This window comes from Ruminococcus difficilis (genome assembly GCF_016680995.1).
In genome coordinates this window covers 1-23,535 of record NZ_JAEQMG010000181.1, presented here as the reverse complement: position 1 = coordinate 23,535, position 23,535 = coordinate 1, and the positions used below count along the sequence as shown (strand labels likewise).

At 53.9% G+C, this 23,535-nt stretch carries 23 protein-coding genes, 1 tRNA gene and 2 pseudogenes; 12 read left to right on the top strand and 14 right to left on the bottom strand.

What is annotated here, in order from left to right; translation table 11 throughout:
• Positions 1–508 precede the first annotated feature (508 nt).
• A tRNA-Arg gene (locus JKK62_RS16270) sits at positions 509–585 on the bottom strand.
• A gap of 389 nt (positions 586–974) precedes the next feature.
• On the opposite strand from JKK62_RS16270, the gene JKK62_RS16265 reads away from it, so the two are divergent.
• The gene (locus tag JKK62_RS16265) at positions 975–2,333 is read left to right on the top strand and encodes a CHAP domain-containing protein (protein WP_201428841.1); all 1,359 of its coding nucleotides are present in this window, start codon (positions 975–977) and stop codon (positions 2,331–2,333) included.
• A 108-nt stretch (positions 2,334–2,441) separates the two neighbouring features.
• On the opposite strand, the gene JKK62_RS18100 is transcribed toward JKK62_RS16265, so the two are convergent.
• The 3 genes and pseudogenes from JKK62_RS18100 to JKK62_RS18090 form a co-directional block, all read right to left on the bottom strand.
• Positions 2,442–2,612 (bottom strand): rubredoxin-like domain-containing protein, encoded by a 171-nt coding sequence (locus tag JKK62_RS18100; RefSeq protein ID WP_436286319.1) that lies wholly within the window; start codon positions 2,610–2,612, stop codon positions 2,442–2,444.
• Positions 2,601–3,008: pseudogene (locus JKK62_RS18095) on the bottom strand (flavin reductase family protein); the annotation flags it as partial. The gene JKK62_RS18100 and the pseudogene JKK62_RS18095, both read right to left, overlap by 12 nt.
• Positions 3,009–3,080: 72 nt before the next feature.
• A pseudogene (locus tag JKK62_RS18090) lies at positions 3,081–4,235 on the bottom strand (FprA family A-type flavoprotein); the annotation flags it as partial.
• A gap of 164 nt (positions 4,236–4,399) precedes the next feature.
• Between JKK62_RS18090 and JKK62_RS16255 the strand changes: the two are divergent.
• From JKK62_RS16255 to JKK62_RS16230, 6 genes are all read left to right on the top strand, one after another.
• Positions 4,400–5,740 (top strand): MATE family efflux transporter, encoded by a 1,341-nt coding sequence (locus JKK62_RS16255; protein ID WP_201428840.1) that lies wholly within the window; start codon positions 4,400–4,402, stop codon positions 5,738–5,740.
• A 73-nt stretch (positions 5,741–5,813) separates the two neighbouring features.
• Positions 5,814–6,371, top strand: coding sequence for a DUF6935 domain-containing protein (locus JKK62_RS16250; protein ID WP_201428839.1), 558 nt, complete (start codon positions 5,814–5,816; stop codon positions 6,369–6,371).
• Between the two features lie 21 nt (positions 6,372–6,392).
• A complete protein-coding gene (locus tag JKK62_RS16245) occupies positions 6,393–7,445 on the top strand; it encodes a DUF4428 domain-containing protein (protein ID WP_201428838.1) in 1,053 nt (350 codons plus the stop codon).
• Positions 7,446–7,582: 137 nt separating this feature from the next.
• Positions 7,583–8,122, top strand: coding sequence for a glutathione peroxidase (locus JKK62_RS16240; protein WP_092967635.1), 540 nt, complete (start codon positions 7,583–7,585; stop codon positions 8,120–8,122).
• 12 nt (positions 8,123–8,134) lie between these two features.
• Entirely contained in the window at positions 8,135–8,443 is a 309-nt protein-coding gene (trxA, locus tag JKK62_RS16235) for a thioredoxin (protein WP_092967637.1), read from the top strand.
• Complete coding sequence (locus tag JKK62_RS16230; protein WP_201428837.1) at positions 8,440–9,345, top strand: NAD(P)/FAD-dependent oxidoreductase; 906 nt, start codon at positions 8,440–8,442, stop codon at positions 9,343–9,345. Before trxA ends, JKK62_RS16230 begins: the two co-directional genes overlap by 4 nt.
• 40 nt (positions 9,346–9,385) lie before the next feature.
• Here the strand turns inward: JKK62_RS16230 and JKK62_RS16225 are convergent, their stop codons facing one another.
• Positions 9,386–10,690: a hemolysin family protein gene (locus JKK62_RS16225; protein ID WP_201428836.1), complete on the bottom strand. Its 1,305-nt coding sequence runs from the start codon at positions 10,688–10,690 to the stop codon at positions 9,386–9,388.
• A 217-nt stretch (positions 10,691–10,907) separates the two neighbouring features.
• Here JKK62_RS16225 and JKK62_RS16220 point away from each other — a divergent pair, with 217 nt between their 5' ends.
• A complete protein-coding gene (locus JKK62_RS16220; RefSeq protein ID WP_201428835.1) occupies positions 10,908–11,612 on the top strand; it encodes a ClpP family protease in 705 nt (234 codons plus the stop codon).
• Positions 11,613–11,822: 210 nt separating this feature from the next.
• Here the strand turns inward: JKK62_RS16220 and JKK62_RS16215 are convergent, their stop codons facing one another.
• The 8 genes from JKK62_RS16215 to JKK62_RS16180 all read right to left on the bottom strand — a co-directional run bounded on the left by JKK62_RS16215 (position 11,823) and on the right by JKK62_RS16180 (position 18,622).
• Positions 11,823–11,996, bottom strand: a complete 174-nt coding sequence (locus JKK62_RS16215; RefSeq protein ID WP_201428834.1) for a DUF6472 family protein — start codon at positions 11,994–11,996, stop codon at positions 11,823–11,825.
• The gene (locus JKK62_RS16210) at positions 11,996–12,565 is read right to left on the bottom strand and encodes an LOG family protein (RefSeq protein ID WP_201428833.1); all 570 of its coding nucleotides are present in this window, start codon (positions 12,563–12,565) and stop codon (positions 11,996–11,998) included. The genes JKK62_RS16215 and JKK62_RS16210 overlap by 1 nt, the downstream gene beginning before the upstream one ends.
• A 17-nt stretch (positions 12,566–12,582) precedes the next feature.
• The gene (lexA, locus tag JKK62_RS16205; RefSeq protein WP_366503365.1) at positions 12,583–13,191 is read right to left on the bottom strand and encodes a transcriptional repressor LexA; all 609 of its coding nucleotides are present in this window, start codon (positions 13,189–13,191) and stop codon (positions 12,583–12,585) included.
• Positions 13,192–13,901: 710 nt separating this feature from the next.
• A complete protein-coding gene (locus tag JKK62_RS16200; RefSeq protein ID WP_201428832.1) occupies positions 13,902–14,558 on the bottom strand; it encodes an HAD family hydrolase in 657 nt (218 codons plus the stop codon).
• On the bottom strand, positions 14,555–15,475 hold the full coding sequence (locus JKK62_RS16195) for a DMT family transporter (RefSeq protein WP_201428831.1): 921 nt from the start codon (positions 15,473–15,475) through the stop codon (positions 14,555–14,557). Before JKK62_RS16195 ends, JKK62_RS16200 begins: the two co-directional genes overlap by 4 nt.
• Before the next feature lies 1 nt (position 15,476).
• Complete coding sequence (locus JKK62_RS16190; protein ID WP_201428830.1) at positions 15,477–16,766, bottom strand: alpha-amylase family glycosyl hydrolase; 1,290 nt, start codon at positions 16,764–16,766, stop codon at positions 15,477–15,479.
• Between the two features lie 60 nt (positions 16,767–16,826).
• Positions 16,827–17,774, bottom strand: a complete 948-nt coding sequence (locus JKK62_RS16185; RefSeq protein ID WP_201428829.1) for a transketolase family protein — start codon at positions 17,772–17,774, stop codon at positions 16,827–16,829.
• Entirely contained in the window at positions 17,774–18,622 is an 849-nt protein-coding gene (locus tag JKK62_RS16180; protein ID WP_201428828.1) for a transketolase, read from the bottom strand. The genes JKK62_RS16185 and JKK62_RS16180 overlap by 1 nt, the downstream gene beginning before the upstream one ends.
• Positions 18,623–18,883: 261 nt before the next feature.
• Between JKK62_RS16180 and JKK62_RS16175 the strand changes: the two genes are divergently transcribed.
• The 4 genes from JKK62_RS16175 to ltrA all read left to right on the top strand — a co-directional run bounded on the left by JKK62_RS16175 (position 18,884) and on the right by ltrA (position 23,337).
• The gene (locus tag JKK62_RS16175) at positions 18,884–19,654 is read left to right on the top strand and encodes a type III pantothenate kinase (protein WP_092966537.1); all 771 of its coding nucleotides are present in this window, start codon (positions 18,884–18,886) and stop codon (positions 19,652–19,654) included.
• Positions 19,655–19,737: 83 nt separating this feature from the next.
• Positions 19,738–20,373, top strand: coding sequence for an ECF transporter S component (locus tag JKK62_RS16170; protein ID WP_201428827.1), 636 nt, complete (start codon positions 19,738–19,740; stop codon positions 20,371–20,373).
• A gap of 57 nt (positions 20,374–20,430) precedes the next feature.
• A complete protein-coding gene (locus JKK62_RS16165) occupies positions 20,431–21,399 on the top strand; it encodes a biotin--[acetyl-CoA-carboxylase] ligase (protein WP_143001626.1) in 969 nt (322 codons plus the stop codon).
• A 672-nt stretch (positions 21,400–22,071) separates the two neighbouring features.
• Positions 22,072–23,337, top strand: coding sequence for a group II intron reverse transcriptase/maturase (ltrA, locus tag JKK62_RS16160; RefSeq protein ID WP_366503364.1), 1,266 nt, complete (start codon positions 22,072–22,074; stop codon positions 23,335–23,337).
• 77 nt (positions 23,338–23,414) lie between these two features.
• Here ltrA and JKK62_RS16155 read toward each other — a convergent pair.
• Positions 23,415–23,535: YebC/PmpR family DNA-binding transcriptional regulator (locus JKK62_RS16155; protein ID WP_201428825.1), on the bottom strand; the 121-nt coding region annotated here is incomplete at its 5' end.

The window sequence follows — 23,535 nt, the reverse complement described above, 5'->3', positions numbered from 1 at the left end:
TAAATTCGATTGACAATAATCGGCAACTGCTATATAATCTAATTTGGTATGGTTTATAAAAGAAAAGACAGCCCACGTCTACCAAACTAAGCTGTCATTTTCACATCATTAAACTGTGCCATAAAACTGAATAGGATCACTGTATCTGGTACTCAACCGTCAAATAAGAGTTACGCGATGACCTCTGACTTTTAAGCCAGTCCTGTTACCAGCAGGAAAGCGACCAACACACAGTTGTTATTCTTGGGGAATAACCTTTTGTACGGAGTAAGAGCCTGATCCACTCTGCAAGATTGGAAATCTGTGTGAACTTCCGTTCTTGTTTAGTAACTACATCGGCAACTCACTCTCATGTTGGGAAACATCAAGAGGATAGTGCGTGTAACACCGTTTACATGACGTTGTTGAATGGGGTAAAGATACGAACAACCCAATCCGAAAATAAACTTTAAAGAATTCGAATACAGCAGTAATAATGTGTCACTCACTGCTGTACTCTCATTCTCTTTGGCGCGCCGGAAGAGACTCGAACTCCCGACCTTCTGATTCGTAGTCAGACACTCTATCCAGCTGAGCTACCGGCGCATATGCGGTTTCTTAACCGCAAGATATATATTACCATACTTTTTCGGAAAAAGCAAGACTTTTTTGAGAAATAAATGTGATTGTCTGATTTGAACAGTTTCTGCAAAAGATTACAAAATTTCTTTTGCACCCCGTTTTGAATGAGAAATGTGATGATATAATTCTCCAACAGCATAAAATGTGGCAAAAAACGAAATGGTAACAAGATATTGTGAATGTTGCTCAAAAACGCAGGGTCAAATTTGGTGATAATCGTGGTTATTAGGATTTGATTTTGCGGGAAAGATGTGGTAAAATAGTTAATGGTAACGAATGGGTAACAAAACAGTAACATACACGTGAAACGACATCAAATTCTTTTTTGAAAGGGTGTTATTTTGAAAACGATATTGATTAAACGAGTACCCGCTGTCATTCTGACGGTCGTCCTTCTGTTTACAACAGCATTTTCTCTGAACATCTTCGCGAGCGCGTTAACCTTTACCCCTCGCTTCGAGGAACCGTCTTATGACAATCCCTATTATAACAGCACACTCAACGTCTTTTCCGCGGCAGGCTACGGACTGCCCAACTGCACCGCTTACGCATGGGGCAGAGCCTATGAGATCACCGGTCAAAGACCCAAGCTCTCAACGGGCAATGCGGAAAACTGGTTCCCCTACAACCAGAGCACAGGCGCTTATGATTACGGCTGGACGCCCCGTCTCGGCGCGATCGCCTGCTGGGCTTATCCCGGCGGCGGCGGACACGTTGCGGTAGTTGAGCAGATCGACAGCGACGGCACCATGTATCTTTCCAACTCCGCATGGAGCGCAAGATACGGTTCCTGCCCGTCCTTCTACATCACCGAGGCGAATATCTACGATTCCAATCCCGGCGGCAGCAGCTGGTGGATCTTCCAGGGCTACATCTACGTGATCGATACTCCCGACGTTGTGGTGAATCCCACTGATGATGATAACCACGGTTCTGCCGATTATGAGACCGGCTACTACAGAACCGAGGCCAACTATCTGAATCTCAGAAGCGGCGCGGGTACAAGCAACAGTATTGTTGCCAGCATCCCCAACGGCACTGAGCTGAAGGTCACCGCGATCAAGAGCACGGGCAGCAATGTCTGGGGTGAGACAAGCTATAAGGGAAGAGCAGGTTGGGCTGCACTCAACTACTGCACCTACCTCAAGGCTCTTGACGACGATGATGATAATGAGGATCCGACAGAGGAGGAGACAACCTCCGCGTTCAAGCCCACGCTGCCCAGAAAGCGCAGCACGGAGCCTGTGACCGAGGAGCCGACTACTACTGTAGAGCCTACCACGGAAGAAGAATTCATCATGGAGACCGTTGTGATTCCCACCACCGAGGAGCCCACTGAGGCGCCCACCACTGCGGTTGTTACGCAGGAACCCACCGAGGTGCCTACCACGGTTGCTCCCACCACTTTGGAACCCACCACCGTTGCTCCGACAACTGTTGAGCCGACAACGATCGCTCCCACCACCGCTCCCGTTACGAAGCCCGTGAAGCAGGACAAGATCCCTGCTCCCGTAGGCGGCATCGGCATCGGCGATGTTGACGGCGACGGCATGAGAGATATCAAGGACGTTACCCTGATTCAGCGTTACGTAGCGCTGGGAGAGGATGCTCTTTCTTCTGAGCTGATTGCTCTCTGCGACTTCGACTTCGACGGCAGAGCGACTGTTATCGACGCTACCAGAATCCAGCAGTACATCGTTTACGGTTTTTAATCATTACCAATCAGAGGCTGACCGAAAGGTCAGCCTTCTTTTTTTGACGGAAAGCAAACGGAAAGGGCAGCCGAGCGGCTGCCCTTTGTCGTTATTCAAAAAGTTTGACTATTCGATCGGCTCAAAGTCCGCAACGCCGTGCTTGCAGAGCGGACAGATGAAGTCCTCGGGAAGATCCTCACCCTCATAGATGTATCCGCAGATCTTGCAGACCCAACCCTTTTTGCCCTCGGTCTGGGGCTTGGGCTTGACGTAGTTCTGATAGTAGGTGTAGGTCATGGTCTCCTTGTCGGAGGTAACGCGCGCCTCGGTGACGGAGCAGATAAACATGCCGTGGGTGTCGAGGTCGATGTAATCCTCCACCTTGAGCGACATGAACGAGTTGATATACTTGGGCAGGAATACCAGTCCGTTATCGGAACGGAGCGGTGTGCAGTCGGCGAACTTGTCGACGTTTCTGCCGCTCTGGAAGCCGAAGGTCTCAAATACCTTGAACGGCGCCTCGGTGGAGAGGCAGTTGACGTTCATGATGCCCGTGTTCTTGATGACGTGATGCGAATAGTTCTGCTTGTTGATGCAGACCGCGATGCGGTTGGGCGAGTTGGTGACCTGTGTGACGGTGTTGACGATCAGGCCGTTGTCCTTCTTGCCGTCGTTGGAGGTGACGACATACAGACCGTAGCCGATGTTGAACAGCGCGGTCATGTCGTTCTTGTCAGCGGTCTCGTCGTGCTGCGCGAGATAGTCCTTGCACAGCTCGTTGGCGAGCTTCTCAAGCTGCTCGCTGCTCTTTTCGTTGAGCGCGGACGTGATGGTGACGGTGGTGTCGGTGTATTCGATATTCTTGCAGCCCTCGAGCATCTTCTTCATGGTCTTCGCCGCGAGAGGCGCCCATGAGCCGTTCTCGATCAGACCGATGGTTCTGTTGCGGAAGTTGCGCTCGGTGAGGTGGTTGATGAATTCACGCATGAACGGGAAAATATCCGCGTTGTAGGTGGTGGTCGCGAGTACAATTCTGCCGTAGCGGAACGCGTCCTCGACGCACTCCGCCATATCCTCGCGTGCGAGGTCGGCGACGACGACCTTGGGACAGCCCTTCATTCTCAGCTTGTCGGCGAGCAGCTCGACAGCCTTCTTGGTGTTGCCGTAAACGGAGGTGTAGGCGATCATGATGCCGTCGGATTCCACGCCGTAGCTCGACCATGTGTTATAGAGGTTGAGGTAGTAGCCGAGATTCTCGGTCAGGACGGGACCGTGGAGCGGACAGATGATCTCGATATCCAGACCCGCCGCCTTTTTGAGCAGGTTCTGCACCTGCGCGCCGTACTTGCCGACGATGCCGATGTAGTAACGTCTTGCCTCGCAAGCCCAGTCCTCGTCGACGTCGAGAGCGCCGAATTTGCCGAAGCCGTCAGCGGAGAAGAGCACCTTGTCCTTTGCGTCGTAGGTCACCATGACCTCGGGCCAGTGAACCATCGGAGCGGCGACGAAGCTGAGCGTGTGGGCGCCGAGCTCGAGGGTGTCTCCTTCCTTGATGACGATTCTTCTGTCCTCAAACTGGGTGCCGAAGAAGTTGCCCATCATCGTGAACGCCTTTGCGGACGATACGATCGTCGCGTCGGGATAGTTCTTCATGAAGTTGAAAATATTCGCGCTGTGGTCAGGCTCCATGTGCTGGACGATCAGGTAGTCGGGCTTTCTGTCGCCGAGAGCTTCCTCGAGGTTGTTGAGCCATTCGTGGGTGAACTTGCGGTCAACGGTGTCCATGACCGCGATCTTCCGGTCGATAATCACATAGGAGTTGTACGCCATGCCGTTGGGAACGACATACTGACCCTCAAACAGGTCGATTTTGTGGTCGTTCACGCCGACATAACGAATGTCGTTGGTGATGTTTTTCATTTTGTTACCTCACTTTCGGGTGAATTTTCAATTGGTTATACATATTTTAACATAATTGCCTGTGAGATACAAGATATTTTTAGCTTTTTCGGCGGTAATTTGAAACGAAAAATCTCTTGTCAAGCGGCGCAAAAACCCGTATAATGGGGGAAAGGAGTGAGAAAATGGGTGAAGAAAAACGCCTGCGGCTGTGGAGCCTCGCGTGGCCGATATTTGTCGAGACCACGCTCTTCATGCTGCTGGGCTTTGTGGATGTGTTCATCCTCAGTAAATATGACGACCTCGCCGCTTCTGCGGTCGGTACCGCCAATCAGGCGGTGTCTATCGTCGCGATCGTCTTTTCGGTGCTGTCCTCGGCGAGCGCTGTTCTGATTTCACAATACCTCGGCGCGAAAAAGCGCGAATCCGCCTCGCGTATCGCGGCGCTTTCCATCACGATGCAGCTGACGGCGGGTATCATTATCAGCGCGGTGCTCATCCTCTTTCATCAGTCGATCCTGCGCTTTATCGGCGCGGACGGCAGGCTGCTCGATTTCGCGGGAGAGTACCTCTCGATTGTGGGCGGTTTTCTGTTTTTGCAGGCGCTTCACACCGCGATGAGCGTGATCGTGCGCAACCACGGCATGACGAAGCTTTCGATGTTCGTGACGGTGGGTATGAACCTGTTCAATACCGCGCTCGATACGGTGCTGGTGCTCGGTCTGCTCGGTTTTCCGCAGCTGGGCGTCCGAGGAGTCGCGATCGCCACCTCCCTGAGCCGTGTGCTCGGCGTGACGGTGCTGGGAGTCGTGCTGTTTACCAAGGTCGAGAAGCTCTCGATTTTCCGCCTGCTCAAGCCGTTTCCGTGGACGGACGTCCGCGATATCTTCAAAATCGGCATCCCTGCCGCGATGGAGACCTTTCTGTATAACCTCTCGCAGCTCGTGATCACCTCCATCGTTCTCAACTGCCTGACCGAAACGGAGCTGATCACCAAGACCTATGTCCAGAACATTACGATGTTCTTCTATGTGTTCGCGATCTCCATCGGACAGGCGTCGCAGATCATCGTCGGGCACCTTGTCGGCGCACAGAAGCACGACGAGGCGTACCGTCAGGCGATAACGGCGCACCGCAGGGCGCTGCTGATCGCGCTTGCCGTCAGCGGACTGGGAGCGATCTTCCGCACGCAGCTGCTGGGCGTCTATACCGACGACGCGGCGGTCATCGCAATGGGAACGAACGTGCTGCTGATCAATCTTCTGCTCGAGTTCGGCAGAACGACCAATCTGGTGCTGATCGCGTCCCTGCGCGGAGCGGGAGACGTATATTTCCCGACTGCCTGCGCGATCACCTCCAACTGGGCTGTCAGCGTGGCAGGCTCCTACCTGTTCGCGGTGGTGCTCGGCTGGGGCATCTACGGATTGTGGGTCGCGCTTGCTGCCGACGAGATATTCCGCGGTATTCTGATGATTCTGCGCTGGCGCAGCGGAAAGTGGCGTGAAAAACGCGTCGTCAAGGATTGACAATGTAACATTGATATTGATTTTATGTCGGAAATATTGTACAATATAGGCATAAATCCAAAGGAGGGATTGCATGGGATTATTCGATAACCTCAGACAACAGGCGCCGAAGGCGGCAAACACCGCTCAGAGCGGCAGCAAAACCGTCACCGTGACCTTTACGCGGCTCCCCGAGACCTTTGAGGAGTTCGCCGCGATGCCGCAGGCGGCTCTCGGAACGCCGTTTGACACGGCGGCAATGACGATTCTTGCACTCTGCTTCTATCCGGGCGATAAGGAGCTTTCGCTGCGGATGCTTGACTTCCTCAGAGGACCGCGTCCGCTCAGCGGCTACGACAAGTCGTTTATCGCCGACCGCTTCCGCGACAGCGACTATGTGCCGCGCTCCTACTTCGAGGGCGCGACTCCGCAGAACGACTACCTGCCCGCGGAACCCTACCGCGTGACCGTCAGCGAGAATCCCTATTCCTATCAGAATCAGGGCTACGCCACGCTCTATATCCGCTCGGGAGGAGCGGACAATCCGCGCTCCGTACAGCTCCGTCTTGCCAAGGACGGCAAATGGTACCTGTGGGAGCAGTTTGTACTCGTCGGCATCAGACAGCCCGAGAGCAGCAACCCTTGGGCATAATAAGTATAAGGAGATTTCATTATGGGACTTTTTGAGAAAAAATACTGCGATATCTGCGGTGAGAAAATCGGTCTGCTCGGCAACCGCAAGCTCGAGGACGGCAACATCTGCTCCAAGTGCGCGGGCAAGCTCTCGCCGTTCTTCAAGGGCAGAAAGAAATCCACACTCGCCGACATCCGCGACCAGCTCGCCTACAGAGAGCAGAACCGCGAAAGACTGAACAGCTTCAATCCGAACGTCACCTTCGGCAGAAACACAAAGGTCTATGTCGACCAGGGCGCGGGCTGCTTCGTCGTCAGCAGAAAGAACAACTTCCGCGAGGAGAATGCCGATATCATCGAGTTCGGACAGGTCACCGCGGCGAATTACAACGTCGAGGAGCACCGCCGCGAGATTTATCGCAAGGACAGCGAGGGCAGGAGCGTTTCCTACAATCCGCCGCGCTATGAATATACCTATGAGTTCACCATCACCATCAACGTCAACTCTCCCTATTTCAGCGAGATCGAGTTTGAGCTGACGGACACCCGTCCCGACAGCCGCTACACCGACGCTTACCGCCGCTTTGAGCAGGAGGCGAATGAACTGATCAACGCCGTGCGCGGAATGCAGGGAGGCTTCAATCAGGGCATGGGCGCAGGCTTTGCCGCACAGCAGGGTTACGGACAGCCGCAGTATCAGCAGCAGGGTTATGGACAGCAGCCGCAGTATCAGCAGCAGGGCTACGGACAGCCGCAGTATCAGCAGGGCTACGGTCAGCCGCAGTATCAGCAGCAGGGCTACGGTCAGCCGCAGTATCAGCAGCAGGGCTACGGTCAGCCGCAGTATCAGCAGCAAGGCTACGGACAGCAGCCGCAGTATCAGCAGCAAGGTTACGGACAGCAGCCGCAGTACCAGCAGCAGGGCTACGGACAGCAGCCGCAGTATCAGCAGCAGGGTTACGGACAGCAGCCGCAGTATCAGCAGCAGGGTTACGGACAGCAGCCGCAGCAGGCAGGCGAGTGGATTTGTCCCGCTTGCGGATGCGCGAACACCGGCAAGTTCTGCACCTCCTGCGGTACCCCGAAAAACTAATAAGCAGTTGCCCCGAAGTGAATCCGCTTCGGGGCGTATTATTTTTTAAAAAAAACGAAGAATACTATTGACAAATCAAAATTAATTTGATACAATTTAATTGCAAACAATACAAATCAACAAAAGGAGGCTTTGCAATGTCATTCTACGATTATCAGGTCAACAAACGCAGAGAGGGCGTATTGCCGCTCTCGGATTTCAGAGGAAAGGTGGTGCTTGTTGTCAACACCGCTACGGGATGCGGGTTTACACCGCAGTACGCGGGACTCGAATATCTCTATGAAACCTATCATGAAAAGGGCTTCGAGGTGCTCGACCTGCCCTGCAACCAGTTCGGCAATCAGGCTCCCGGCGCGGACGATGAGATCCACGAATTCTGCACCGCGCGCTACAAGACGCAGTTCGACCAGATGAAGAAAATCGAGGTCAACGGAGAAAACGAGCATCCGCTCTACACCTTCCTCAAGCGCGAGGCGCCCGGGGAGGAGGTTCAGGGGCTGAAAAACAAGGCGGCGATGGCGGCTATCCGCAAGATCAGCAAGACGGCAAAGTCTCCCGCCGATATTCAGTGGAACTTTACGAAGTTCCTCGTCGACCGCGAGGGCAGGGTGGTCAAGCGCTACGACCCCACCTTTGACCCGAAGAAAATGGAAAAAGATATCATCGCATTGCTGTAAAGGAGAATCATCATGGCAGTTATTGAAGTGACAGGCGCAAGCTTTGAAAAGGAAGTTGTACAGTCCGATCGCCCTGTGTTGGCGGATTTCTACGCGAACTGGTGCGGCCCGTGCCGCATGCTCCGTCCGACGCTCGAGGAAATCGCGGACGAAAGACAGGATATCAAGGTGGTATCCATCAATATCGACGAGGAGGATGACCTCGCCGACGCGTTCGGCGTTATCTCGATTCCCTGCCTTGTGCTGATCAAGGACGGCAAGGAGGCTGACAGGAGCGTCGGTCTGCGTCCCAAGGAAGCGATTGAGGAGATGCTCGGATGACGGATATTATCATCATCGGCGCGGGACCCGCGGGCATGACCGCCGCGATTTACGCGCGCCGTGCCGCCAAAAGCGTCCTTGTGCTCGAGGCGCTGAGCTACGGCGGTCAGATCATCAACACCCCCGACATCGAGAACTATCCCGTAGCCGCGCATATTTCGGGCTTTGACTTTGCCGCCAACGTCTACAATCAGGCAAAGGAACTCGGGGCGGAGTTCAAATTTGAGAAAGCGATCGCGATCGAGGACAGGGGAGAGGAAAAGGTCGTCCGCACCAAAAAGAACGAGTATACCGCAAAGGCGGTCATCATCGCCACAGGCTCCGAGAACCGCAAGCTCGGCGTGGAGAATGAGGACAAGCTTGTCGGCAGGGGGATTTCCTACTGCGCGACCTGCGACGGCGCGTTCTACCGCAAAAAGACCGTCGCGGTCGTCGGCGGCGGCAATACCGCCCTCGAGGACGCGCTCTATCTCGCCGATATCGCGGAAAAGGTCTATCTGATACACCGCCGCGACGCGTTCCGCGCCGAAGAGAGCACCGTTTCCCGCGTGCTGGAGCGTGAGAATGTGGAGCCTGTGCTCAACAGCGTCGTGACCGAGCTGCGCTTTGACAAGAAGCTGACCGCCGTCGTGACACGTGACAGGCAGGGCAATGAGCGCGAGCTTGCGGTCGACGGATTGTTCGTCGCAGTGGGCAGAACCCCTGAAAATCAGAACTTCGCGCAGCTGATCGCGCTCGACAGCGCGGGCTACGCGATTGCGGGCGAGGATTGCCGCACCAAAACAGCGGGCATCTTTGTCGCGGGAGACAACCGCACCAAGGACGTGCGTCAGCTCGTCACCGCGACCGCCGACGGAGCCGTCGCCGCGGCCGGGGCGATCCGGTATATTAATGAAAACTAGGGCATAAAATAAGGCTGTCACGATGTGACAGCCTTTTGCGTTATGAAAAATGCAGCGGCAATGCCTTGGGAGCTTCCTCCGGTTGTTCGGGAGCCTCCTCCTCGAGCCGCTTAACGACAACGCGCATGATGCGCTGGTTCTCGACCTCCATGACCGTGAAGCGGAACCCGTCCGTGACGATGCTTTCGCGCTTGTGGGGAATCGTTCCCGCGTGCTCCAGAATCAAACCGCCGACCGTGACGGAATCGCTCTCCAGCGCGTCCGCGTCGAGGTTAAAGAGCGCGAGCATGTCCTCGATTTCGATATCGCCGTTGACAAGGAACTCGTCCTTGCCGATTTTGTAGTAGCTGTGCTCGATTTCCTCGTCCTCGTCCCAGATGTCGCCGACGATCTCCTCCAGTAAGTCCTCCATTGTGACGATGCCCAGCGTGCCGCCGTACTCGTCGGTGACGATCGCCATGTGGTCGCGCGTCCGCTTGAAGGAGCTGAGGATTTTCGAGAGCTGCTGGCTCTTGAATACGAAGAACGGCGGCTGCATGATATCCCGCAGCGCGGGAGCCTTGCCGTCCGCGAGCGACTCGAGATAGTCGCGCGTGTGCAGGATGCCGACGATATTGTCAACCGTGTTTTCGTAAATCGGGATGCGCGAATAGCGGTTCTCAATGATGATATCCTTGATTTTCTGCTGCGAATCCTCGACGTTGAGGAATACCACGTCGACGCGCGGTGTGAGGATCTCCTCCGCGGTCGTTTCATCAAAGTCGAGCGCCGAGCGCACCATTTCGCTCTCGCTTTCCTCGAGAACGCCTTCCTCCTCGATGCTCTCGACGATGTATTTCAGCTCGTTTTCGGTGACGGTGGGAGCTTCCTCACTCTTGCCCGAGATCTTGAGCGCAAGGGAGCGCAGCTTCATGAACACGAATACAAGCGGCGTGAGCAGGATGGTGATCGCCTTGAGCAGTCCCGCGGTCGCGCTTGTGAACGCGTCGCAGTGCTCCTTGGCAAGACATTTGGGGATGACCTCGCCGAAGGTCAGTATCAGCAGCGTTGTCGCGCCTGTCGCGATAGCCGAGCCGATATCGCCGAATATCCGCAGACAAAGCACCGTCGCGATAGACGAGCAGCCGAGGTTGACAATGTTGTTGCAAATCAGAATTGCGGTGAGGGCGTTGTCAAAATGCTCGATGACCCAGAGCACCTTTTCCGCTTTTTTGTCATCGTTTTCCACGGCGTGCTGCACGCGGATCTTGTTGACAAAGGAAAACGCCGTTTCGGTCGCGGAGAAAAATGCCGACAGTAATACGAGCAGGGCGATGACGACGCCCATCATTATATCGGAATTCAATTGATACACACTCCAATAGTATATTTATCCTAATCTTACTATAATTCTATAAAATAATTATTATTTTAAGGAAATATAAAAGGAAAATCTTGAAAAATATTGCTGTTAATGATATAATCAAAAATGGTTTATCAGCGCATAAAATTTCCCTGCGTTTCTGCCGTCTGACAGCGCATGTTACCGTCCTCCTCGGAAACAATAAGAGCGGAGGTGTAACATGTCAGAGCAAACGGAACTTGAGGAGGAATTTGCGGAATCGGGGTGTGAATCGTCCGCATCGCAGGACAATCCGCTGATGCAGACGGGTTCGATTCTGATTTCCCACAAGGGGAAAATATTGGACTGCCTGACGATCATCGGGCAGATCGAGGGTCATGACGTCCTTCCGCCGCGCCACAAGACGACGAAATATGAGCACATCATCCCGCTGCTCGTCTCTATCGAGGAGGACGAGCGGATTGACGGGCTGCTGGTGCTGCTCAATACCGTCGGAGGCGACGTGGAGGCAGGCTTGGCGATCGCCGAGGTGATCTCGGGCATGAAAAAGCCCACCGTCTCGATCGTCCTCGGGGGCGGTCACTCCATCGGCATCCCGTTGGCGGTGGCGGCTGACAAGAGCTTCATCGCGAAAAGCGCGTCGATGACGGTGCATCCCGTGCGCACCACGGGGCTGACGCTCGGCGTGCCGCAGACGTTTGAGTATTTCCGACGGATGCAGGACCGTATCACGGGCTTTGTGGTGGAGCACTCGCGCATTTCAGCCGAGCGGTACGGAGAGCTGGTGCTCAACACGGGCGAGCTTGTCACCGACGTCGGCACGATTCTCGACGGAGAGGACGCGGTGCGTGAGGGTTTGGTCGACGCGGTCGGAACCGTCTCGGACGCGATCGAAGCGCTTCACGCCATGACAACAGCGCAGTAAAGCCAACGGCAGCCGCCGTTGGTACATATAAATTGACATTAGGGAATCTCTAATAATTCAATGTCGTGCAGAAGTGCGGAAGATTTATGGCAGAATATTGTCAAAGCTCCGCAGGAATACTGACGTATTTCAAGGAGATTTGGCAAGATTATGCCGTGAAGATTCCGTACTTATGCGCGGTAAGAAATTTTTAGAGGTTCCCTTTATTGATTAGTTTTGTTTTTGCACGATTTTGTACTCGTCATAGAGCTGAAAGTAATGACAGCCCGACATGCTTTGCGTGAGGAATTTTTCCATTTCGTCCTCGTCGAGGTTGACGCTGCAATAATCGCCGAATTCCTCGTCGGCGACGTAGTGCGCGCACATTTCGCAATTATCCGCCATTATTTCCTCCCGTACTTGTTATAGTCAAACGCCTTATAGTCAGCCAGCTGCGCAAAGACCTCCTCCTCGGTTTCGGCGACGGAATAGAGGGTGTCGGTATCCTCCGCCATGAACCTGTCGCGGATAGCGGTCTCCATCATTTGGAGCATCGGCGTATAATATCCCTTATAGTTATAAATCACGATCGGCTTCTGGTGTCTGCCGAGCTGCTTGAGCGTCAGCACCTCGAAAAACTCCTCAAAGGTGCCGATGCCGCCGGCACAGATGATAAACGCGTCGGAGTTATCCTCCATATACGCCTTTCTCTCGCGCATGTTTTCGGTAAAGACGATCTCGGCGTAGTCCATCAGGACTTCATGCTCGATAAAAAACCGCGGACAAACGCCTGTCATTTCGCCGCCTCCACGCAGAACACCGCGCGACACGGCGCCCATCACGCCATACTTTCCTGCGCCGAAAATCAGTTTGATTTTTCTTTTGGCAAGACTCTCGCCGAGATGCTCGGCGGAATCCAGATAAGCTCTGTCGATTCTCTCGCTTGACGAGCCAAACACACATATTGTACTCATGCTGAACCTCTGCTGAATTAATAATTTCTGATCAGGGAAACGACCTTTCCCAGCAGCACGACCTCATCCACGATGATTGGCTCGTAGCTGTCATTCTCGGGCTGCAGACGGAAATGACCGTTTTCCTTGTAAAAGCGCTTGACGGTAGCGGAATCCTCCACCATCGCGACGACGATCTCACCGTTTTCCGCGACGGGCGTGCGGTGGACAATAACGATATCGCCGTCCAGAATCCCCGCGTTCACCATACTTTCGCCCTGAATACGCAGCGCAAAAAGCTCTCTGCCGCGTTTGAGCTGCTCGGAGACGGGAACATAGAACTCAATATTCTGGATCGCGGTGATCGGCTCACCTGCCGCGACCTTGCCCACAACAGGCACGTTGACGCTCTTTTCCTCACCCGTGATCTGGATACAGCGGTTCACGCCGTGTTCGCGGACGATCAGCCCCTTTTCCTCGAGCGCCTTGAGGTGATGGTGCACCGTCGAGGTCGAGCTGAGTCCCGTATGGTCGCAAATTTCGCGCACCGAGGGCACGCGTCCGTTTTCGGAACATTCCTTGAGATAATCGAGTATTCTCTGCTGGCTTTTGCTGAGGGGTTTCATAGCGCTCACACCTTTCCGAATATATTCTACCACATTTATGTATAAAAAGTCAAACGTTTGTTTCAAATATTTTTGAATAAATTTTTCAGTTCAAATTCAATTGAATTTCACACAAATAACACATTGATAGGGTTTAATATAGATGTACTCAAGAAGACGGAACCGCAACCGTCGAGTACATTGTTCTACCCTCCTCAATGCGTGCCGACTCAGAGGCACGCGATTGTACCCCTCATTTTTTACAGACAGGAAACGCCCGGACACGATCCGGGCGTTTCTATTTATTTTACATCGTTATTTTTAAATCGCGTACTAAGGGCTTTTTATGAAGGTTTCCTTTCGTTTTCGCGACAGGTGCTCATCAGACTCTTACCAATCCCATTGCACGAGGATAGGTTTGATATAATTCCGTTTCTATTTTTATTCTAAATCGTTATTTTAAATCGTTATTTTAAATCGCGTACTAAGGGTTTTATGTTACTTTTACTGCACGTTCTCGCGGCAGGTGCTCATCAGACTCTTACCAATCCCATTGCTCGAGGAGAGGGATGATTGGAAAATCCATTGCACGCGAAAAGGTTTGTATGGAACCTCAGCTCACTATCAAACGCCCGTCGCGTAAACGCGCTGTTTCCTACCGCACCGAGGTATAGTCCGCGAATTGACAGCGGGTTCTTACCCGTCGCGAATTGACAGCGGGTTCTTACCCGTCGCGAATTGACAGCGGGTTCTCACCCGCCGCGATTTAATATTCTCACGACGTCCCACAAGCCGTCCGCAACGTCGTAAAGCAGCGGCATGATTTCTTCCGTCGGACCGTCGAGGTCGGGCACCATCACGGTTTTGCAGCCTGCCGCGTTTGCGGAACGGATGCCGTTCTGAGAATCCTCGAGCGCCATACACTCCTCAGGCTTCAAGCCGAGCTTTTCCGCGGCAAATAAATAGATATCCGGCGCGGGCTTGCCGTTTTTGACCATGCGCGCGCTGACGACCTCGTCGAAATATTGCAAAAGACCGACTCGTCTTAAATATTCCTCCGCTCTGTCCTTCGGCGTCGCGGTCGCGAGAGCGACCGCAATGCCTTTTTCTTTCAGATAGGAAAGCAGCTTTTCCGCGTCGGGCTTAGCCTCGATGCCGTGTTTTTCGACATATGCGTTCATCAGCCCGATGCGCTTATTTCTGACCGTATCGTAGTCAAAGCTGTCTCCGAACCAGCCCTGCAGTCTTTCGATTGCGAACGGTCTTGCCATCGAACGGATGCCCAGCGCGTGCTTCCTTTCAAAAGGAAAGCCGTAAGACTGTCCTGCCTCACACCAGAAGCGGACATAGAGCTTCTCGCTGTCGAGTATCACACCGTCCATATCAGAGATAACGCCTTTTATTTTCATGTTGTCTGCCTCCCTTTTCCCGAAAGGTTCACCATCACGATACCTGCCGCGATCAGCAGCAGCGCAAGGAGGGTTTCTATCCTGAACACCGATTCCCCGAGCAGCAGCCCCGAAAGCGCCGTGCCGAAAACGGGAATCAGCAGTGTAAACACCGAAATACGGCTCGCGGAGTGATATTTGAGAAGCGCCGTCCAGATGCTGAACGCCGCCGCCGAGACGAACGCCAGCCAAATGAGGATCCACACGCCCGTCAGCTTGGAGAAATCGAGTCCGCCGCCGAAGCATAAGCCCGCAATGATCAAAAGAGCGCCGCCGAGCATCAGCTGCCACGCGGTGACGAGAAGCGGATTCCTGCCTGCAGCGATTTTTTTCGAGAGCAGGTTGCCTGCCGCGGAGCAGACGGTCGAGAGGAGAATCAGCCCGTCGCCGAGCAGCGTCGCCGTTGTAACGGCTGCGCCGCGGTTCATCACCAGCACGCCGCCGAAGCCGACGGCGCAGCCCAGAATTTTCAGCACGGTCAGCCTGTCACCGCGGAAGAAAACCGCCGCTCCGATGACCGTAAAAAACGACGCGCAAGCGGTGATGATCGAGGTATTTGCGCCGCTTGTGTAACCGAGTCCGATATAGGTGAAGAAATACTGCGCCGCCGTCATCACGAGTCCGAGCACCGCGATCGGGAGAAAGTCTCCCTTTTTCGGAAGCAGCCGATTTCTTCCGAACGCGGGGACGGGCAGCACCATCAGACCCGCGAGAAAAAAGCGGCAGCCCGCGAAAAGCAGCATCGCGCCGGCGTCGTTTTCCGCGACGTCAAACGCGGCGTACCCGAGCTTGATAAACGGGAACGCCGTGCCCCAGAGCAGGGTGCAGAAGATCGCGAGAGGCACGGACGCGGATTTTGCCTGAAACAATCGCCGCATATCAGAAGTTCCGCAGAATCACGGGCTTGCCGTTTGAGCTGAGCATTCCGCGGAACACCTCGACCGCTTCGCCGCTGATCAGATTTTCATATACGCCGTCTGAAAAGTCCACGCGCACCAAGCCGCTTTTGTCTTTCAGCGGGAACACGCCGAGCATTTTCTTGTCCTCATGCTCACGCACCGCGACGAGAACATCCTCTGTCGGAGCCGTCACACGGTAGGTTGAGTCCACGAAAATCGTGTCTTTTTTCAGCGCGGCAAGGCGCGCGATATACCGCGTCAAATCCATGCTCTCCGCCGCGTTCCACTGCACCGTGTCGCGGTCAAAGAGCGACGGAAGATGCGCGACGCCGCGCTCCTGTCCGTTATAAATCAGCGTCATTCCCTTCTGGAAGAAGAGGAACGCCGTCCAGCTTTTGAGCTGCTCCGCGTCGGGAATCAGAAAACGCGCGCGTGTCTGGTCGTGATTCTCAAGAAAGCGCAGCTTGACATAATTATCGGGGAAGGTGTACTCCTGACGGTTGACCGCCTCGGCATATGCCGCAAGGCTGCCGCTGCCGTCGAGATACGCCTTCATCGCGCCGTAGGTATCATAATCATACGCCATATCGAACGCCTGAAAAATCTCGGAATCCGAGAGCGCCGTCATGCCGCGCGAGCGCATATATGTGATGAAATCCGGCTCGACCGATTCGCTCAGCCAGATGCAGCCCTCGCGCACCTCCTCGACCTCCTGACGCGCCCTGAGCCAGAATTCGAGCGGAATCAGCGGCGCGACGTCGCAGCGGAAGCCGTCGACGATGCCTGCCCAGTATTTGAGCGTTTCGATCTGATAGTCCCACAAATCCTTGTTGTTGTAGTCGAGGTCGATGATGTCCGTCCAGTCGCCGACGCGGTTGCCGAAGCTGCCGTCGGGGCGGTGGTAGAACCACTCGGGATGCTCGGCGCTCAGGACGGAATCCGGCGAAGTGTGGTTATAGACCACGTCGATGATGCACTTCATGCCCTTGCCGTGGATCGCCCCGACGAGGCTCTTGAAATCCGAGAGACTGCCGAACTCGGGATTGACCGCGCGGTAGTCGCTGATCGCGTAGGGAGAGCCGAGCGTGCCCTTGCGCATCTGTTTGCCGATGGGATGGATCGGCATGAACCAGATGATATCGGTGCCGAGCGCCTTGATCTCGTCAAGACGTCCCTGCACGGCGGCGAAGGTGCCTTCCTCGCTGAAATTGCGGACAAAAACCTGATACATGACCTGATTGCGCAGGTTCTTTTGTGTTGAGATTGCCATTCAGATGCTCCTTTCCTGTTTCAAATGCAAAAAAGGGCGTGCCAAAGCACGCCCTGCAGTTTATTTCTCGTTGACGACGTCACGGATGACCTGTGCGATGTGGGGCTGTGTGAGCTTGAACGCGTCGAGCAGCTCCCATGCGGGACCGCTGTAGCCGAACTCGTCCTGCACGCCGATTCTCGTCACCTTGACGGGACATTCTGCGGTGACAACCTCGCAGACCGCGTCAGCGAGACCGCCGACGACGTTGTGCTCCTCAACGGTGATGATTCTGCCTGTCTCCTGCGCCGCCTTGATTACGATGTCGCGGTCGATGGGCTTGATGGTGTGGATGTTGATGAGTCTTGCACTGATGCCCTCAGCCTCCAGCACCTTGACTGCCTTGAGCGCCTCGTTGACGACAAGACCGGAGGCGATGACGGTGACGTCATTGCCCTCGTGGAGCGTGATGCCCTTGCCCAGCTCAAAGCTGTAGGTCTCGGGATCGTTGAAGCTGTCGATCGCCAGTCTGCCGAGACGGATATAAACGGGGCCGTTGTACTCGATAGCCGCCTTGGTCGCCGCCTTCATCTCCCAGTGGTCGGCAGGATTGAGCACGACCATGTTGGGGATAGCGCGCATGATCGCGATATCCTCGATGCACTGGTGGGTCGCGCCGTCCTCACCCGTGGAAATACCCGCGTGAGAGCCGGCAATCTTGACGTTGAGCTTGGGGTACGCGATGGAGTTGCGGATCTGCTCAAACGCTCTGCCTGTGGCGAACATCGCGAAGGACGCGGCTACGGGAATCTTGCCCGCGGCAGCCATACCCGCGGCAACGCCCATCATATTGCCCTCTGCAATACCGCAGTCAAAGAAGCGGTCGGGGTTCGCTTTCTGAAAAATGCTGGTCTTGGTCGCCGCCGCGAGGTCGGCGTCAAAAACAACGATATCCTTATTCTGTTCGGCAAGCTCGCAGAGCGCTTCACCGAAGCTCTCTCTGGTTGCCTTCTTTACTGTCTCAGCCATCAGCACTTGCCCTCCAATCTGTCAATCTGAGCCTGAAGCTCGGCGGTAGCCTGCTCATACTGCTCCTTGTTGGGAGCGACGCCGTGCCAGCCGACCTGATCTTCCATGAACGAAACGCCCTTGCCCTTGACGGTCTTGGCGAGAATCGCGGTGGGCTTGCCCTTGACGGTCTTTGCCTTGTCAAGCGCGGCGGCGATCTGCTCGAAATCGTGGCCGTCGATCTTGATGACCTCGAAGCCGAACGCCTCAAACTTCTTGTCGAGGGGCTCGATGCCCGCGACGTCCGAAACGGCGCCGTCGATCTGCAGACCGTTCTGGTCTACGATGACAACGAGGTTGTCAAGCTTGTTGTGAGAAGCGAACATCGCCGCCTCCCAAACCTGACCTTCCTCCACCTCTCCGTCGCCGAGGACTGTATAGGTACGATAGTCTTTGTTGTCAAGCTTCGCCGCAAGCGCCATACCGCACGCTGCGGAAATACCCTGTCCGAGAGAACCTGTGCTCATGTCGATACCGGGGGTTTTTTTCATATCGGGGTGACCCTGCAGCATTGCGCCGATGTGACGCAGCACGGTCAGCTCCTCCCACGCGAAGTAGCCCTTGAGCGCGAGAACCGCGTAAAGGCTGGGGCAGCAGTGACCCTTTGACAGCACAAAGCGGTCTCTGTCCTCCCAATCGGGATTCGCGGGATCGACGTTCATCTCTTTATAATAGAGATAGGTGAAGATATCCGCCGCGGAAAGCGATCCGCCGGGATGACCCGATTTTGCGTGATAGGTGCCGAGGACGGCGCCCTGTCTTGCCTTGGCGGCAAGAATCTGAAGCTGCCTGATTTCTGAACTATCCATGATTTATCATCCTTTCTCAAGAAAACCTCTCGGTTTCTCAAAGCAAGTATCGGCGCGGACGGCGACATTTTTCGCCGCAAAGCGCCAATTGTAACCATCTTTATTATACACCATCCTGTTAAAAATTCAACCGAAAAAGTCCGTTTTTTCAATTTATAATAAAATACCTAATAAGAACCTTGCGTTAACGGGAAAATGTGGTATAATTAATGTGGCGGGAGCTGCGGCTTTCGCGATATATTGCGGAACGGAGCGTTTATTATGCTTTTGACAGCCGACGTGGGAAATACCAACATCAAACTGGGAATTTATGACAATGACAGACTGCGTTTCAAGCTGCGTTTTTCGACGGACGCGGGCAAAACCAGCGACGAGATGGCGGTGGAGCTGTTCACCTTTTTCCAGATATACCATATTGACATGTCGAAAATCAACGCTTCGATCATCAGCTCCGTCGTCCCGAAGGTCACGCAGCCGCTCATGGACGCGATCCGCGTCGTGACGGGTGCGAAGAGCCTTGTGATCGGACCCGGGCTGAAAATCGGCATGGAGCTGCGTATCGACCGCCCCGAGACGCTCGGCGGCGATATCGTATGCGGCTGCGTCGGCGCGCTTGAAAAATACGGCGGCCCCGTGATCATGATTTTCATGGGCACCGCGACGGTCATCGCCTACGCGGACGAAAACCGCGTCTACCGCGGCGGCGCGATCGCGCCGGGAGTGGGCATTTCGCTCGACGCGCTCACCAACCGCGGCGCTTTGCTGCCGGCGGTGGATCTGAAAGCCCCCAAAAGCGTTATCCGCACCAACACCGTCGACTGTATGCGGTCGGGCGTGATGTTCGGCACCGCCTGTATGCTCGACGGCATGATCGACCGCTTCACGGAGGAAGCCGGAGCCGACGCGAAAATCATCGCGACGGGCGGTCTGGCGCCCCAGATGATCGCAAACTGCACGCATGAAATCCGATTTGACGAGAACATCATTCTCGACGGTCTGAACGCGATATACAAAAGGAATAAAAAGTTTTAAGTTGTCCGGAACAGACGTCAGTCTGCGGAAATATACGTTGCGTTTCACCTGTAAGGACAGGGAAACAGCAGGAGGTTAGAAACATGACAAAAACAAAAAAGAACGCGGCGCCGAAATTCTTCAAGCCCGTATTCACGGCGCTGCTTGCGGCGCTGATCGTACTGCTCACCTTTACCGTCGGCAGCCTGCGCATCGGTCCGATCACGATCACCTTCAACTGTCTGCCTCTGGCAGTCGGCACGGTATTCCTCGGTCCCGTCTACGGCGCGATACTGGGTCTGGTGTTCGGACTCTCGAGCTTTTTCGCGAGCTTCACATCCGCCTCTCTCACCACGATTCTTCTGAGCGTCAATCCGTTTTTCACATTTTTGATGTGCGTGGTTCCCAGAGTGATCTGCGGCTGGCTCCCGGGACTGCTCTTTCAGCGTCTCCCCAAGAACAGCGAGCCGAAACGCCTCGGCAGCTCCGCGCTTAGCTGCGCGCTCGTCACGATACTCAACACCATCGGCTTTCTCGGTCTGATGTGGGTGTTCTTCGCGGACGCGTTCCTCAATAACGGCGACGTCATCGGCAAGGTCGGCAACAAGCCTGCCGGCAATGTCTTTCTGTTCATCTTCGCACTCGCGGGCATCAACGCGGTCATTGAGATCATTCTCAACCTCGTGCTCGGCACCGCGATCTGCAGAGCGCTGTTCGCCGTAACCAAAAATAAGATTTGACGCGCAGGGCGGTCAGCCGCCCTGCCTTACTATATTCAATCAAAAGAGGTGGTCAGTTTGAAAAAAAGCATATTTGACATTCTCGCAGGCGCAGAAAGCTATATCTCGGGACAGGCGCTGGCACAGCGTCTCGGCGTATCACGTCAGGCGGTATGGAAGGGGATCAAGGCACTGCGCGACGACGGATTTGTGATCGACTCCGTCACCAACAAGGGCTACAAGCTCAGCGGCATGCCCACCGACCTCAACGAGCTTTCTCTGCGGTACTATCTGAAAACCAAAACGCTCGGCAAAAACCTGATCGTGCTCGACTCGGTCGGCTCGACGAACGACTACCTCAAGCATCTCGGCAGCGAGGGCTGTGAAAACGGAACCGTCGTCGTCACGCACGAGCAGACAAAGGGAAAGGGCAGGCTCGGCAGAAGCTGGACAAGCGAGCGCGACGACAATCTGACCTTCTCCATTCTGCTGCGTCCGCGCATGGCGCCGAAGGATATGGTGGATATCACGCCTTTGACGGGACTTGCAATCTGTCAGGCGCTGCGCGACTACACGGGACTGGATCTGAAAATCAAGTGGCCGAACGATATCATCCTCGGCAAAAAGAAGCTTGTCGGCATCCTCACCGAAATGAGCGCGGAATTTGACGCGGTGGAATACATCGTCACGGGTATCGGCATCAACGTCGACCAGACGACCTTCCCCGATGAGATCTCCCACAAGGCGACCTCTCTGCTGATCGCGACGGGCAGGCATTACGACAAGAACCGCCTGCTGGCAGGCTTGCTCGGACGCATCGAGGAAGCGTTCGTGCGCAGCAATCTCGCGCTTTCCGCGGAGACGATCTCGGAATACAAAAAGCTCTGCGCGTCCATCGGCAAAAGCGTCACCTTCAAGAGCGGCACGCGCAGCATCAGCGGCGTCGCGGTCGACATCGACGAGGACGGCGCGCTCAAGGTCATGCTGTCCGACGGCTCCCTGCGGACGGTCAACGCGGGTGAGGTCACGGTGCAGGGCATCTATTAAGTTTGGAGTGTGGAGTTTGGAGTTTGGAGTTTGGAGTTGCGGGTATTGAAACACTTCCCGCGAAAACGTGCATCAACCTCTACGAAAAACCCATAGTACGCGAAAAAATAAAGGCTGACTCTTTTCGAGTCAGCCTTTCGTTATTTGTATGACGGGCATATCAATGCTCTGTGGTGAAAGTCCACCGAGGCGTAGTTACCGACGAACTCTGTAGCAACTCCCAAGGTTTGAATCGTGAGGTTCAGGCGAGAAGAAGGGATAGCGAAATCGTAGCCTGACGAAAAGAAACCTGATACGAAGGCGCATTGAGCGGGTAAGGTGGCAAATGACATCGAAGCCCAAAAGGTAACCGTAAGCTTAATGTGTAAATCAGGCAGGTAGACGAGGAAAGAGTATTGGTTTATCCCGCGAGGTCTCACAGATGCCGAGGAGTAAGCAATATCGGAAACTCAGCATAGTAACAACGAACTGTGAGAAGTCAGCAGAGGTCATAGTACCGAAAAAAAAAAAATTTTTTCGGGAAGGACTGAACAATTTAAGAAGTCAATCAAAATGTATGTTCTCCGCACTTACTTTGACAAGCGGTAATCCCGAAACGTATATGAGGGTAACCCGTGCAACATAGAAGATATACGGAGAAGCGGAAAGGAGAGAGACGGAAGTATGTCAGAAATGCTGGAAAAGATACTCAGCGACGAAAACATCAGGTTTGCCAAAAAGCGTGTATATGCAAACAAAGGGGCAAGCGGTGTTGACGGAGTGACAGTCCGGGAGCTTGATGAATATATGGCTCAGAATTGGGAGGGTATCAAGCAGCAAATCCGAGAGAGACGATACAGACCGCAGCCGGTGCTGAGGGTGGAAATACCCAAACCAAACGGCGGAGTACGGAAGCTCGGAATCCCCACAGTTGTCGACAGAACAATTGAGCAGGGAATAACACAGGTGTTAAGCCCAATATTTGAGCCATTATTCAGCGACCACAGTTATGGATTCAGACCGAACAGGAGCTGTGAGCAGGCAATCCGAAAATTGCTCGAATACTTCAATGAGGACTATACTTGGATAGTGGATATTGACCTTGAAAAGTTCTTCGATAACGTACCGCAGGACAAGTTAATGAGTTATGTCGGACGAGTTATTCACGACGGAGATACGGAATCGTTAATCAGGAAGTATCTGAAAGCGGGAGTAATGGTAAAGGGCAAATACGAATCGACAAAAGTCGGCACACCACAAGGCGGAAATCTGTCACCGCTACTGAGTAACATTATGCTAAACGAGCTTGACAAAGAGCTTGAAAGGCGAGAGTTACGCTTCACGAGATACGCAGATGATTGTGTAATAGTGGTAAAGAGCGAAGCCGCAGCAAAGAGAGTAATGTACTCTGTAACAAGTTGGATAGAAAGAAAACTCGGCTTAAAGGTAAACGCAACTAAAACGCATATTACGAAGCCGACAAAGCTAAAATACTTGGGTTTTGGATTCTGGAAATCCAAAGAGGGATGGAGAGCAAGACCACACGAGGATTCGGTAGCCAAATTCAAAAGAGCAATCAAAAAGTTGTGTAAAAGAAGTTGGAGTGTCAACCTCACATACCGAATTGAGAAAATCAATGCAGTAACAAGAGGATGGATTAACTACTTTGCGCTCGGCGATATGAAAACAAAACTCCAAAGCATAGACGAGCACCTTAGATTACAAATGAGAATCATCATTTGGAAACAGTGGAAAGTGCCAAAGAAACGAGAGTGGGGATTAAAGAAACTCGGAGTTAAACCGTGGATTGCGCACGAAACATCATATATCAAAGGATATATGAAAGCGGCACGCTTACCACAGATTACGAAAGCAATCTCAAAAGAAAAACTGACCAAGCGAGGCTTAGTCAGTCCTTTGGATTACTATCTTAATCAACATACTTTGAAATTAAATTGAACCGCCGTATGCCGAACGGCACGTACGGTGGTGTGAGAGGGCGGAGCTATTCCGCCCTACTCGATTGCTTTCGGCAATTAATATTCGAGATTGTGCCAGACGTTCTGGATATCGTCGTTATCGTCGAACATGTCGAGCATTTTCTGGAATTTCGTGTTGCTGTCCTCGTCCTCGAGCTTGGTGTAGGTGTCGGGCACC